The 13609-nt window shown below is 54.6% G+C and carries 10 protein-coding genes; 7 read left to right on the forward strand and 3 right to left on the reverse strand.

Annotated features, from left to right (window positions below; genetic code table 11):
- The first annotated feature begins 134 nt into the window (after positions 1 to 134).
- From thrA to thrC, 3 genes are read left to right on the forward strand one after another with little or no spacing between them, the layout of a single operon-like run.
- Positions 135 to 2591 carry a bifunctional aspartate kinase/homoserine dehydrogenase I gene (gene thrA, locus DCH402_RS02660; protein WP_039999527.1) on the forward strand — a complete coding sequence of 819 codons (2457 nt, stop codon included), beginning with the start codon at positions 135 to 137 and terminating at the stop codon, positions 2589 to 2591.
- A gap of 2 nt (positions 2592 to 2593) precedes the next feature.
- Complete coding sequence (thrB, locus tag DCH402_RS02665) at positions 2594 to 3523, forward strand: homoserine kinase (protein WP_012768298.1); 930 nt, start codon at positions 2594 to 2596, stop codon at positions 3521 to 3523.
- A 3-nt stretch (positions 3524 to 3526) separates the two neighbouring features.
- Complete coding sequence (thrC, locus tag DCH402_RS02670; protein WP_039999529.1) at positions 3527 to 4816, forward strand: threonine synthase; 1290 nt, start codon at positions 3527 to 3529, stop codon at positions 4814 to 4816.
- Between the two features lie 92 nt (positions 4817 to 4908).
- Here the strand turns inward: thrC and yaaA are convergent, their stop codons facing one another.
- Positions 4909 to 5691 carry a peroxide stress protein YaaA gene (gene yaaA / locus DCH402_RS02675; RefSeq protein WP_039999531.1) on the reverse strand — a complete coding sequence of 261 codons (783 nt, stop codon included), beginning with the start codon at positions 5689 to 5691 and terminating at the stop codon, positions 4909 to 4911.
- A gap of 302 nt (positions 5692 to 5993) precedes the next feature.
- On the opposite strand from yaaA, the gene tal reads away from it, so the two are divergent.
- Positions 5994 to 6929, forward strand: a complete 936-nt coding sequence (gene tal / locus DCH402_RS02680) for a transaldolase (protein ID WP_039999533.1) — start codon at positions 5994 to 5996, stop codon at positions 6927 to 6929.
- A 43-nt stretch (positions 6930 to 6972) separates the two neighbouring features.
- Here tal and DCH402_RS02685 read toward each other — a convergent pair whose 3' ends face one another.
- Positions 6973 to 8118 carry a GGDEF domain-containing protein gene (locus DCH402_RS02685; protein ID WP_039999535.1) on the reverse strand — a complete coding sequence of 382 codons (1146 nt, stop codon included), beginning with the start codon at positions 8116 to 8118 and terminating at the stop codon, positions 6973 to 6975.
- 394 nt (positions 8119 to 8512) lie between these two features.
- Between DCH402_RS02685 and mog the strand changes: the two genes are divergently transcribed.
- Together mog and DCH402_RS02695 are read left to right on the forward strand one after the other, a co-directional pair.
- Positions 8513 to 9100, forward strand: coding sequence for a molybdopterin adenylyltransferase (gene mog / locus DCH402_RS02690; protein ID WP_039999537.1), 588 nt, complete (start codon positions 8513 to 8515; stop codon positions 9098 to 9100).
- Between the two features lie 129 nt (positions 9101 to 9229).
- Positions 9230 to 10567, forward strand: a complete 1338-nt coding sequence (locus DCH402_RS02695; RefSeq protein ID WP_039999538.1) for an MFS transporter — start codon at positions 9230 to 9232, stop codon at positions 10565 to 10567.
- Positions 10568 to 10655: 88 nt separating this feature from the next.
- On the opposite strand, the gene satP is transcribed toward DCH402_RS02695, so the two are convergent.
- Positions 10656 to 11228: an acetate uptake transporter gene (gene satP, locus DCH402_RS02700; protein ID WP_027710844.1), complete on the reverse strand. Its 573-nt coding sequence runs from the start codon at positions 11226 to 11228 to the stop codon at positions 10656 to 10658.
- A gap of 384 nt (positions 11229 to 11612) precedes the next feature.
- On the opposite strand from satP, the gene dnaK reads away from it, so the two are divergent.
- Entirely contained in the window at positions 11613 to 13523 is a 1911-nt protein-coding gene (gene dnaK / locus DCH402_RS02705) for a molecular chaperone DnaK (protein ID WP_033575403.1), read from the forward strand.
- The last annotated feature ends 86 nt before the right edge of the window (positions 13524 to 13609 follow it).

Below are 13609 nucleotides of genomic sequence, written 5' to 3' on the forward strand. Positions count from 1 at the left end.
CAGTGCGGGCTTTTTTTTTAACAGTTACTGCGGGTTTAATTTTGGCCCGTCAACGAGACAAGGCCGTTTGCAAACGGTTTTCAAAAACGCTACCGGCGTTTTTGACCACTGAAAATTCAGGAGAATAGACAAAAATGCGAGTGCTGAAATTTGGCGGGACCTCGGTAGCCAACGCAGAACGATTTGCGCGTGTCGCCGATATCATCGAAAGCAATGCACGTCAGGGACAGGTCGCTACGGTACTGTCGGCACCGGCGAAAATCACCAACCATCTGGTAGCCATGATTGAAAAAACGGTGGCTAAACAGGATATCCAGCCAAATATCATCGAAGCGGAAGTCATTTTTGCCGATTTATTGCAGGGGTTGGCGCAATCTCAGCCCGGTTTTGCGCATGACCGGCTGAAAGCGCGAGTGGATGAAGAATTTGCCCAGCTCAAACAGGTACTGCACGGCATTGCCTTGCTGGGGCAGTGCCCGGATAGCGTTAATGCCGCTATTATCTGCCGCGGCGAAAAACTCTCCATCGCCATTATGGAGGCGGTATTTCAGGCGCGTGGCTATCAGGTGTCGGTCATCGACCCGGTGCGCCGCTTATTGGCGCAGGGGCATTACCTGGAGTCTACGGTAGATATCGCCGAATCTACTCGTCGGATTAACGAACAAGCGATCCCTGATGACCATGTCATCCTGATGGCGGGCTTTACCGCCGGTAATGAGAAGGGCGAACTGGTGGTGCTGGGGCGTAACGGCTCCGATTATTCGGCGGCGGTGCTGGCGGCGTGTCTGCGGGCCGATTGTTGTGAGATCTGGACTGATGTTGACGGCGTCTACACCTGCGACCCGCGTCAGGTACCGGATGCGCGATTGCTGAAGTCGATGTCCTATCAGGAGGCGATGGAATTATCCTACTTCGGCGCCAAAGTTCTCCACCCCCGCACTATCGCCCCCATCGCCCAGTTCCAGATTCCCTGCCTTATCAAGAATACCGAAAACCCTCAGGCCCCCGGCACGCTGATTGGGCTGGAAAGCAACGATACGCAATATCCGGTCAAAGGTATCACCAACCTGAATAACATGGCGATGATCAACGTCTCCGGCCCTGGTATGAAAGGCATGGTCGGGATGGCGGCGCGCGTATTCGCCGCGATGTCCCGCGCCGGTATCTCGGTGGTGCTCATTACCCAGTCTTCTTCTGAATACAGCATCAGCTTCTGCGTATCCCAGAATGAGTTGCCGCGTGCGCGCAAAACGCTGGAAGACGAATTCTACCTGGAACTGAAAGAAGGCGTGCTGGAGCCGCTCGATGTGGTGCAGCGGCTGGCGATCATTTCCGTGGTGGGCGATGGTATGCGCACGCTGCGTGGCCTGTCGGCGCGCCTGTTTACCGCGCTGGCCAGCGCCAATATCAACATTGTCGCCATCGCGCAGGGCTCATCCGAGCGCTCGATTTCGGTGGTGGTGAATAATGATGTCGCGACCACCGGCGTGCGGGTAGCGCACCAGATGTTGTTCAACACCAATCAGGCGCTGGACGTGTTCGTGATCGGCGTCGGCGGCGTCGGCGGCGCGCTGTTGGAACAGATCCAACGCCAGCAGTCGTGGCTCAAGCAAAAACATATCGATGTGCGGGTATGCGGCATCGCCAACTCCAAAGCGATGTTGACCAACATGCACGGCATTCCTATGGATCGCTGGCGTGACGAGTTGGCGCGTGCGCGTGAACCGTTCAGCCCGGCCGCGCTTAGCCGCCTGGTAAAAGAGTATCACTTGCTGAACCCGGTGATCATTGACTGTACCTCCAGTCAGGCGGTTGCCGACCAATACGCCGATTTCCTGGCGGAAGGTTTCCACGTCGTCACGCCCAATAAGAAAGCCAACACCGGCACGCTGCGTTATTACCACCAGTTGCGCCAGGTGGCGGCGAAGTCACGCCGTAAATTCCTGTATGACACCAACGTTGGCGCTGGCTTGCCGGTGATCGAAAACTTACAGAACCTGCTGAACGCCGGTGACGAGTTGATTCGTTTCAACGGTATTTTGTCGGGTTCGCTGTCCTTTATCTTCGGCAAACTGGATGAGGGCATGTCGCTGTCCGCCGCAACGCTGCTGGCAAAAGAAAAAGGCTTTACCGAGCCGGACCCGCGTGACGATCTGTCCGGTATGGATGTGGCGCGTAAGCTGCTGATTCTGGCGCGTGAAGCCGGTTATGAGTTGGAACTGGACGACATTCAGGTCGATTCTGTGCTGCCGCCGGAGTATGCGCAAGGCGATGTCGCCGGTTTCCTGTCGCGCCTGCCGGAGTTGGACGCCGAGTTTGCCCGTCGGGTTGAGGCGGCGCGCGCAGAAGGTAAAGTGTTACGCTACGTCGGTAAAATCGAAGACGGTAAATGTCAGGTAACGATCAGCGCCGTAGGCGGTAACGATCCGCTGTTTAAGGTGAAAGACGGTGAGAATGCGCTGGCGTTTTATAGCCGCTATTATCAGCCGTTGCCGCTGGTGTTGCGAGGGTACGGGGCAGGTAATGATGTGACGGCGGCCGGGGTATTTGCAGATCTGCTGCGTACGCTGTCGTGGAAGGTGGGAGTGTGAGAATGGTGAAGATTTATGCCCCGGCATCCATCGGGAATGTCAGCGTGGGGTTTGATGTGCTGGGCGCGGCGGTATCGCCGGTGGACGGCTCGCTGCTGGGCGATTGCGTCACCGTGCGGCAAGCGGATCTGTTCAGCCTGCACAATGAAGGGCGTTTTGTCAGCAAGCTGCCGGATAATCCGAAAGAAAACATCGTTTATCAATGCTGGGAACGCTTCTGTCAGGAGATTGGCAAGACTGTGCCGGTCGCGATGACGCTGGAAAAAAATATGCCGATTGGCTCTGGGCTAGGTTCCAGCGCCTGCTCGGTGGTTGCCGGGCTGATGGCGATGAACGAATTCTGCGGCAAGCCGCTGGATGATACCCGGTTGCTGACGCTAATGGGTGAGCTGGAAGGGCGCATTTCCGGCAGTGTGCATTATGACAACGTGGCGCCGTGCTTTCTGGGCGGAATTCAACTGATGGTGGAAGAGATGGGCATCATCAGTCAGCCAGTGCCGGGATTCGACGACTGGTTGTGGGTGATGGCCTATCCGGGCATCAAGGTATCCACGGCTGAAGCGCGGGCGATTCTGCCGGCGCAGTATCGCCGTCAGGACTGCATCAGCCACGGTCGTTATCTGGCGGGCTTCATCCATGCCTGCCATACCGGCCAGGCGGAACTGGCGGTGAAACTGATGAAAGACGTGATCGCCGAGCCGTATCGCACACGTCTGTTGCCCGGTTTTGCCGAGGCGCGTCAGGCCGCCGACGAATTAGGCGCGCTGGCCTGCGGCATTTCCGGTTCCGGGCCGACGCTGTTTTCCGTGTGCAATGACATGGGTGTTGCGCAGCGTCTGGCAAGCTGGCTGCGGGAAAACTATCTGCAGAACGACGAAGGTTTTGTTCATATTTGCCGTCTGGATACCGCAGGCGCGCGACAATTGGGATAACGCATGAAACTGTACAATCTGAAAGATCACAATGAACAGGTGAATTTCGCCGAAGCGATCCGCAAAGGGCTGGGAAGCAATCAGGGCCTGTTTTTCCCGTTGGAACTGCCGGAATTCGACCGCACCACGATTGATGAGCTGCTGGAGCAGGATTTTGTCACCCGCAGCAGCCGTATTCTGTCGGCGTTCATTGGTGATGAAATGTCCGATGAAATCGTCTACCAGCGCGTTAAAGCGGCATTCCGCTTCCCTGCGCCGGTGGTGCCGGTGAGTGAGGACATCGCCGCGCTGGAGCTGTTCCACGGCCCGACACTGGCATTCAAGGATTTCGGCGGCCGCCTGATGGCGCAGATGCTGACGGAAGTGGCGGGCGATCAACAGATCACGATTCTGACCGCGACCTCGGGCGATACCGGTGCCGCCGTCGCGCACGCGTTTTACGGCCTGAAGAATGTACGGGTGGTGATCCTGTATCCGAACGGCAAGATCAGTCCGTTGCAGGAAAAACTGTTCTGTACGCTGGGCGGCAACATTCACACCATCGCTATCGACAGCGATTTCGACGCCTGCCAGGCGCTGGTGAAGCAGGCGTTCGATGATGAAGAACTGAAACGTACCATTGGGCTGAATTCCGCCAACTCTATCAACATCAGCCGTCTGCTGGCGCAGATCAGCTACTATTTCGAAGCGGTGGCGCAGTTGCCGCAGGACGCGCGTAATCAACTGGTGGTATCGGTGCCGAGCGGCAACTTCGGCGATCTGACCGCCGGTTTGCTGGCGAAATCGCTGGGCTTGCCGGTGAAACGCTTTATCGCCGCCACCAATGCCAATGACACCGTACCGCGCTTTCTGCAAAGCGGCGCCTGGCAGCCGAACCCAACGGTGGCGACGCTCTCCAACGCTATGGATGTGAGCCAGCCGAACAACTGGCCGCGCGTGGAAGAGCTGTTCCGCCGCAAGAATTGGCAACTGAAAGAGCTGGCGTTCGGTGCGGTGAGCGATGAAACCACCAAAACCACCATGCTGGAGCTGGATGCGCTGGGTTATACCTCTGAGCCGCATGCGGCGATCGCTTACCGTTTGTTGCGCGATCAGTTGCAGCCGGGCGAATACGGTCTGTTCCTGGGAACCGCCCATCCGGCGAAATTCAAAGAGAGCGTGGAAGCGATTCTCGGTAAAACATTGCCGTTACCGCCGGCGCTGGCCGAGCGTGCCGAACAGGCGTTGCTGTCGCACCACTTCGCGCCGGATTTTGCGCAGCTGCGTAAATTCCTGATGGAACTGCCGCGCTAACGCTGCAAGGTCGCTCAGTCGGAAATGTAATACGGCCGGAAAATGGGAAACCGCGTTCCGGCCGTACTCGTTTATGGCGCTGCGCGCCGGTGTTATTCGGCGTTGCGCTCGTGTCGCCTGAAGATCAGTTCGTCCGCCGAGGAAGCGGCGGCATCAAAGTAATAACCTTCGCTGTCGAATTGTTTGAGTTGTTCCGGTTGCGTCAGACGATTTTGAATGATGAAACGGCTCATCAGGCCGCGTGCTTTCTTGGCGTAAAAACTGATTACCTTAAACTTGCCGTTCTTTTCATCCAGAAAGACCGGTTTAATCAGCCGTGCCTGGAGTCTGGTCGGTTTGACGGATTTGAAATATTCGTCTGAGGCCAGATTGATCAGCACATCGTCGTTCTGTGCGGCTAACGCCTGATTGAGCGTTTCGGTAATGGTATCGCCCCAAAACTGATACAAGTCGTTGCCCACGTCGTTTTTCAGACGGATACCCATTTCCAGCCGGTAAGGCCGCATCAGGTCCAGCGGCCGCAGCACGCCGTACAAGCCGGACAGAATACGTAAGTGTTGCTGGGCAAAATCGAAATCCGCTTCGTCGAACGCTTCCGCCGCCAACCCGGTGTAGACATCGCCTTTGAAGGCCAGCAGCGCCTGACGCGCGTTATCCAGTGAAAATTCCGGATCCCATTCCTGAAAACGAGCGGCATTCAGGTCTGCCAGTTTGTCGCTGATCCCCATCAGCGAAGCGATCTCCGCCGGCGTCAGTTGTTTGCAGTGCTGTATTAATCGCAGGGAATACGCCAGCAGAGCGGGCTGCGTGTAGCGTTGAGTAGGCAGCGGACTGGTGTAATCCAGCGTTTTGGCAGGTGAAAGCGTGATAAGCATAGACGTATCCCGTTGGTGTCTTGAATGGCCTTACTGTAGCAAAAGCCGGTAAAAAAGGGGCGATAGCTGTGACAGGCGTGATAAATCAGCGTTGTGTGGGGAGCCGTGCGATTTTTGGTTAAAAACAGGAAAAAATAAAAATGAATAGCGTTTATTTTATTGATTTTTAATCTTAATTTTTTATTTATTCATCTTTCCGGTTTTTTGCTGGTCCGCTTGCGCGGTGTTAGGCGCGTGTTATTATCAGGCTCTGGCGACAGTTCCTGCCACCAGTTCATGCACAAACAATGAGAAAGGCCAACATGACGGATAAACTGACTTCCCTACGCCAATTCACCACTGTAGTGGCGGATACCGGCGATATCGCGGCAATGAAGCTTTACCAGCCGCAGGACGCCACTACCAACCCCTCCCTGATTCTGAATGCCGCACAAATTCCACAATACCGTGCGCTGATTGATGACGCGGTGGCCTGGGCACGTGCACAGAGCAACAAACGTGAGCAGCAGGTTATTGATGCGACGGATAAACTGGCGGTTAATATCGGTCTGGAAATTCTCAAGCTGATCCCAGGTCGTATTTCTACCGAAGTTGACGCCCGTCTTTCCTATGATACCGAAGCCAGTGTTGCCAAGGCGAAACGTCTGATCAAACTGTATAACGACGCCGGTATCAGCAATGACCGTATTCTGATCAAGCTGGCATCCACCTGGCAGGGGATCCGCGCGGCTGAGCAACTGGAAAAAGAAGGCATCAACTGTAACCTGACCCTGTTGTTCTCGTTCGCCCAGGCGCGTGCCTGCGCAGAGGCCGGTGTGTTCCTGATTTCTCCGTTCGTGGGCCGCATCCTGGACTGGTACAAGGCCAACGGCGACAAGAAAGAGTTTGCCCCGCACGAAGATCCGGGCGTTATCTCCGTGACCGAGATTTATGAGTACTATAAAGAACACGGTTATGAAACCGTGGTTATGGGAGCCAGCTTCCGTAACGTCGGTGAAATTCTGGAACTGGCGGGCTGCGACCGTCTGACCATTGCGCCGACCCTGCTCAAAGAACTGGCGGAAAGCCAGGGCGACGTAGTGCGTAAACTGTCTTATCAGGGCGAGGTGAAAGCGCGTCCGGCTAAGTTGACCGAATCCGAGTTTTACTGGCAGCACAACCAGGATCCGATGGCGGTAGACAAACTGGCCGACGGCATCCGTAAGTTTGCCGTAGACCAGGAAAAACTGGAAAAATGATCGCTGAACTGCTGTAAATTTGACATCAGACGGCAGAAAACGGTCAGCCAATGCTGGCCGTTTTTGTTTCCGTCATATCCTGCCGGGCCAGCGCGGGCGGCGTGGTGACGGTACAGTTGCGCGTTCGCTTTGCCCGATACAGGTTGACGTCCGCACGGCGGATGATTTCATCCAGCTCTTCATCCGGTAATTCGGCAGCCACCAGCCCGATGCTGACGGAAATTCCCGGCGATATTGATGAAGCGCTTTGCCCGAATTCGTAGATACCTTCTCTGACGCGCTCTGCCACACGTATCGCATTTTCCTGCGTGATGTTGGGCAATACGACGGCGAATTCGTCGCCGCCCAGTCGGCAAATAATGTCGCGATTGCGAAATGAGTGCCGAATGATATCCGCAACGGCTTTTAACGCCTTATCGCCAGCCGCATGCCCCAGCGAGTCGTTCACCTGCTTGAAGTGGTCGATATCAATCAGCATCGCGCAGAGAGGCGAGTTTTCCTGATCCGCGGTTTTCAGCGCCCGTTGAGATAACTGATAAAATGCATCCCGGCGCAGAAAACCGGTGAGATCGTCATAGCGAGCGGTAGCAGGGAGTTCAATCAAATATTTTTTCGCCACTAGCGACAGCAGGCTGCCCATAACGGCAATCATCAGGCTAATGCAACCCAACGTAATGGTTTCTGGGGAGGACGTGAGGAGCGTGCCAACGCCGGGAGCGGGGCTTAATGTGGTGATGCGTATGTGTGCGCCAATCAGTTTATCGGTTGGCGATAGAATTGGCATGATGGTAATGAGTTGATCTTTTTCCTGCGCGTTACCAGATGAAGGCAATAGATTCTGACAGACCCGGATGATCGCCATGTCGTTGAGCGGCAGGTTGAACTCCGACAAGCGGTTGATGCATTCATGGCTGGCGTCACGCGTGTTGAACGCCATAATACGCACCTGCGATAACATCGCGTTGCCGACTTTGTAGTATTGGTCGCTTTCAGTGACGTCGCTAACGGCATTATAGGATTCATACAGACGAATAGTATTGTCGAAATTGCGCTTTTCTTCCTGCCAGTCTTTTTGATGGGAGTTAAGCAACAACAGGCTAATCAGGGCAACCGAGAACAAACCGAACAGCACGAAAGCGGAAAACGGATTGGCAAACAATCTTACAACGTGACTTTTAATTATATTCATTCACTTTTCCTGCTCTGCCCGGAAACCCGGAATGGCTTGCAGAGTCTGCCCGTGAAGGTGTTGTGCCTGCCGGAGAACATTCGGGCGGCACCCGGAATCAGCACACGGTATTCGCGTTGTGGTTTCCGTTCACTTTCCCTGTTCAATCTGGCTGCGACAATCATGCCGTCTGGGATAGACTCTTAATTATTGTTATGGTCAAAAATATTAATCGGTGATTGAGGATTAACCCCTTGAATCATTAGATATTATTCATGGTTGTATCGCGCTGTTTTTGGGAGCCGCGCAGATCTTGAGCATTGTCTCATTAGTAAGCAAATTTTTGAATGGATTTAATGCATCGGATAGTTAATCGGGCTGATAGAATAAATTTTTTGATAAACAAGAGGGGCTTATGAACGGTCTACGTGTTGGTTTGGTATCCATTTCTGATCGCGCGTCCAGTGGTGTCTACCAGGATGAGGGGATCCCGGCTCTACAGGCATGGTTGACGGAAGCACTGACAACGCCTTTTGAGGTACAAACACGTCTGGTACCGGATGAACAGCCGCTGATTGAACAGACGCTGTGTGAGCTGGTAGATGAATGTGGGTGCCATTTGGTCTTGACCACCGGCGGTACCGGTCCGGCGCGGCGGGATGTGACGCCGGACGCCACGCTGGCGGTAGCCGATCGTGAAATGCCGGGGTTTGGTGAGCAGATGCGGCAGATCAGCCTGCATTTTGTTCCTACGGCTATTTTGTCGCGTCAGATCGGGGTTATTCGCAAACAAGCGTTGATTCTCAACCTGCCCGGCCAGCCGAAGTCTATCCGTGAAACCCTTTCCGGTCTGAAGGACTCAACGGGGCAGGTTATCGTGCCGGGTATTTTCGCCAGTGTTCCTTACTGCATCCAACTGTTGGAAGGGCCTTACATCGAAACCAATCCGGATGTGGTAGCGGCTTTTCGTCCTAAAAGCGCGATACGCGATATAAAAGGCTGAAGTTATCCCGTTTTATTCAGAATCATCGCGCGGTGCTGATGTGTCGAAAATCTTCCGCTATAGTAATATTTTATTTACGCGAAAATATGAATTTATTTTCTTATTCGTACTGGTATTGCGCGGTGATTTATGGCTGGTGAACAGCATCGTCGATTGAATCGACACGATTATCAAACCCTTTCTTTGGCGGCGTTGGGCGGCGCGCTGGAGTTTTACGACTTCATCATCTTCGTCTTTTTTGCCGCTGTTATCGGCGATCTCTTTTTTCCAACTGACATTCCCGAGTGGTTGAGACAGGTACAGACCTTTGGCATCTTTGCCGCCGGTTATCTGGCCCGTCCGTTGGGCGGTATCGTAATGGCGCACTTCGGCGATCGGGTTGGCCGCAAGAAAATGTTTAGCCTGAGTATTTTGCTGATGGCCTTGCCTACGCTGGGAATGGGGATGTTGCCGACGTACGCTTCCATCGGCATCGCCGCGCCATTGCTGTTGTTGCTGATGCGGGTGCTGCAGGGGGCGGCGATTGGGGGGGAAGTGCCGGGAGCTTGGGTATTCGTCGCGGAACATGTTCCTCGTTCACGTATCGGTATCGCCTGCGGTACGCTGACCGCCGGCCTGACGCTCGGCATCCTGTTTGGTTCGATGATTGCTACGTTGCTCAATACCCTGTTGCTGCCTGCACAAATCTCTGCCGGTGGCTGGCGCATCCCATTCTTTATCGGGGGGATTTTCGGGCTGATTGCGTTGTATCTGCGTCGCTGGTTACAGGAAACGCCGATTTTTCGCGAGATGCAGGCACGCAAGGCGCTGGCTGCCGAATTGCCGCTTAAGACCATCGTATTTCGTCATAAAAAAGCGGTGCTGGTCAGCATGTTGTTGACCTGGATTCTGTCTGCCGGGATCGTGGTGGTGATCCTGATGGCGCCGGTGTATTTGCAGAAGTTGCACGGCATCCCGGCGGCGTTGACATTACAGGCCAACAGTCTGGCCACGGTGACCTTGATGGTCGGCTGCATTCTTGCCGGGCTGGCGGCGGATCGCCTTGGCGTCGGCCGTACCTTTGTCATCGGTAGCCTATTGTTTGCCATAACGAGTTGGTTCTTTTATTCCTATGCCGCGCAGAGTCATTACTTGCTGTTTATCAGTTATGCGCTGGCGGGATTGGGCGTCGGTGTGGTCGGTGCCGTGCCTTACGTGATGGTGCGGGTGTTTCCGGCGGCGGTGCGTTTCTCTGGTATCTCTTTCTCGTACAACATGGCGTACGCTATTTTTGGCGGCATGACGCCTATTTTCGTCACGTTACTGATGAAATTAACGCCGCTGGCTCCTGCGTTCTATGTGCTGGCGCTGTGTTCATTAGGGCTGGTGCTGGGGATTTATCTGCAAAGTCACACCTATCGCGAAGTAGAAGCGAAGGCGGAGGAAGTAGAAGCGAAGGCGGAGATGGTATCCCCTGCGAGTGTATAGGCGTGATGGGGGCGTGATGTAACAAAAAAAGAGAGGCACGAAAAAGCGCCTCTCTTTTTTATGTCATGGCGTTAGCCGTGTTTGTCCGTCAGTGTGCGCCGCGTGCGCCAATCGGCAGTACGGTGCGGCCATACTGTTCGTTAAGCACTTCAGCCATCGCCAGGTAGATGGCGCTGGCGCCGCAGATGATGCCTTCGTAACCGGCGAAGGTCAGCAGCGCGTGGTTACCCGTGATGTTACCGATCGCCAGCAGGGCGAACAGTACGGTCAGGCTGGCGAAAACAAACTGCAGTGCGCGGTTGGCGCCCAGCGTGCCGAAGAACATGAACAGGGTGAAGATGCCCCACAGTGCCAGGAATACCCCCAGGAACTGTGCATCAGCGGCTTCCGCCAGGCCCATTTTCGGCAGCATGATGATAGCGACCAGCGTCAGCCAGAATGCGCCGTAGGAGGTAAAGGCGGTGACGCCGAAGGTATTGCCTTTTTTATATTCCAGCAGGCCGGCCAGGATCTGGGCGATACCGCCGTAGAAAATGCCCATGCTCAGAATAATAGAAGTCAGTGGAAAAAAGCCTGCGTTGTGCAGGTTTAACAAAATGGTGGTCATCCCGAAGCCCATCAGCCCCAGTGGGCCCGGGTTCGCCAACGTTTTAACGTGCATACATCCTCTGCAATAACAAAATGGTCAATGTGTTGTTGTGTCTCAAGGGTTGCCCGGCGGACGCGCCTCTGAGATGAACGGCGCGTCGCCGTTACCCGCTACCAGGCTGGGTGAATCCCTTTTCTGTGGCGAGCGCGGCATCATAACGGGCGGCAATGGGCGATACAACCAGATAGGTTGCGAATAATTTGATCAAAAACCGGGAAGATGCAGTTTTTTTGGTTAGTCCCCCTTGATGCCGGGATTGTCGTCCCCATCTTAGAGTCATCAAAGCGGTTTGACTGAAAAAATAACGACGATTTTGGAGTGTTGAAAAGCAGCATTTCGCCCGCATAGTAGGTTAAACCACCACACCGAATATGACTTTTAAGTGGAGATGTTTAGATGGGTAAGATTATTGGTATCGACTTGGGTACAACCAACTCTTGTGTAGCGATTATGGACGGTACGCAGGTCAAAGTACTGGAAAACAGCGAAGGTGATCGCACCACGCCTTCCATTATTGCTTATACGCAAGATGGTGAAACTCTGGTTGGCCAACCGGCTAAACGTCAGGCGGTGACTAACCCGAAAAATACGCTGTTTGCTATCAAGCGTTTGATTGGTCGTCGTTTCCAGGATGAAGAAGTACAGCGCGACACCAATATCATGCCGTACAGAATTATTCCGGCCGACAACGGTGACGCCTGGGTCGAAGTGAAAGACCAGAAACTGGCTCCGCCGCAGATTTCCGCTGAAGTGCTGAAAAAAATGAAAAAAACAGCGGAAGATTATCTGGGTGAAACCATTACCGAAGCGGTAATCACCGTACCGGCTTACTTCAACGATGCCCAGCGTCAGGCGACCAAAGATGCCGGTCGTATCGCGGGTCTGGAAGTGAAGCGTATCATCAACGAACCAACGGCGGCGGCGCTGGCTTACGGCCTGGACAAAGGCGTTGGTAACCGCACTATCGCCGTGTACGACCTCGGCGGCGGTACGTTCGATATCTCCATCATCGAAATCGATGATGTGGACGGTGAAAAAACGTTTGAAGTGCTGGCGACCAACGGTGATACCCACCTGGGTGGGGAAGACTTCGACAGCCGCATGATCAACTATCTGGTTGACGAATTCAAAAAAGAGCAGGGTTTTGACCTGCGCAACGATCCGCTGGCGATGCAGCGTCTGAAAGAGGCGGCGGAAAAAGCGAAGATTGAACTGTCTTCCGCTCAGCAGACCGACGTTAACCTGCCGTACATCACGGCGGACGCGACTGGTCCGAAACACCTGAATATCAAGGTGACCCGCGCCAAACTGGAATCGCTGGTTGAAGATCTGGTAACCCGTTCGCTGGAGCCGCTGAAGGTAGCGCTGCAGGATGCCGGCCTGTCCGTGTCCGAAATCCATGACGTGATTCTGGTCGGCGGTCAAACGCGTATGCCGTTGGTTCAGAAGAAAGTCGCTGATTTCTTTGGTAAAGAACCGCGTAAAGACGTGAACCCGGACGAAGCTGTGGCAGTCGGTGCTGCGGTGCAGGGCGGTGTGTTGGCCGGTGATGTGAAAGACGTGCTGCTGCTGGACGTAACGCCGTTGTCTCTGGGTATCGAAACCATGGGCGGCGTGATGACTCCGCTGATTACCAAGAACACCACCATCCCGACCAAACACAGTCAGGTGTTCTCGACGGCGGAAGATAACCAGTCTGCGGTCACCATCCACGTATTGCAGGGCGAGCGTAAACGCGCTCACGACAACAAATCGCTGGGCCAGTTCAACCTGGACGGCATCCAGCCGGCGCCGCGCGGTATGCCGCAGATCGAAGTCACCTTTGACATCGATGCCGACGGTATTCTGCATGTGTCCGCTAAAGACAAAAACAGCGGTCGTGAGCAGAAGATCACCATCAAAGCCTCTTCCGGCCTGAACGAGGAAGAAATTCAGAAGATGGTGCGCGATGCTGAAGCCAACGCCGAAGCGGATCGTAAATTTGAAGAACTGGTACAGGCACGCAACCAGGGGGATCACCTGCTGCACAGCACCCGTAAGCAACTGGAAGAAACCGGTGACAAGCTGGCTGCCGCTGACAAGACCGCTATCGAAGATGCACTGAAAGCGCTGGAAACCGCGCTGAAGGGCGAAGATAAAGCGGACATCGACGCGAAAATCCAGAAGCTGGCGGAAGTCTCTACCAAATTGCTGGAAGCGGCTCAGCAGCAACAGGCTCAGGCCGGTGCTGCCGGCGCCGACAATGCCGCCCGTCAGGATGATGATGTCGTTGACGCTGAATTCGAAGAAGTCAAAGACAAGAAATAATCGCCCTTAAGCGGGCGCAGTAGCGGTAGCTCATACTGTTGCTGGCAACCAGCACGGGCGTCGGGGAAACTCTGCGCCCGTGCACG

The sequence above is a fragment of the Dickeya chrysanthemi NCPPB 402 genome, assembly GCF_000406105.1.
In the GTDB taxonomy this organism is placed as follows: Bacteria; Pseudomonadota; Gammaproteobacteria; order Enterobacterales; family Enterobacteriaceae; genus Dickeya; species Dickeya chrysanthemi.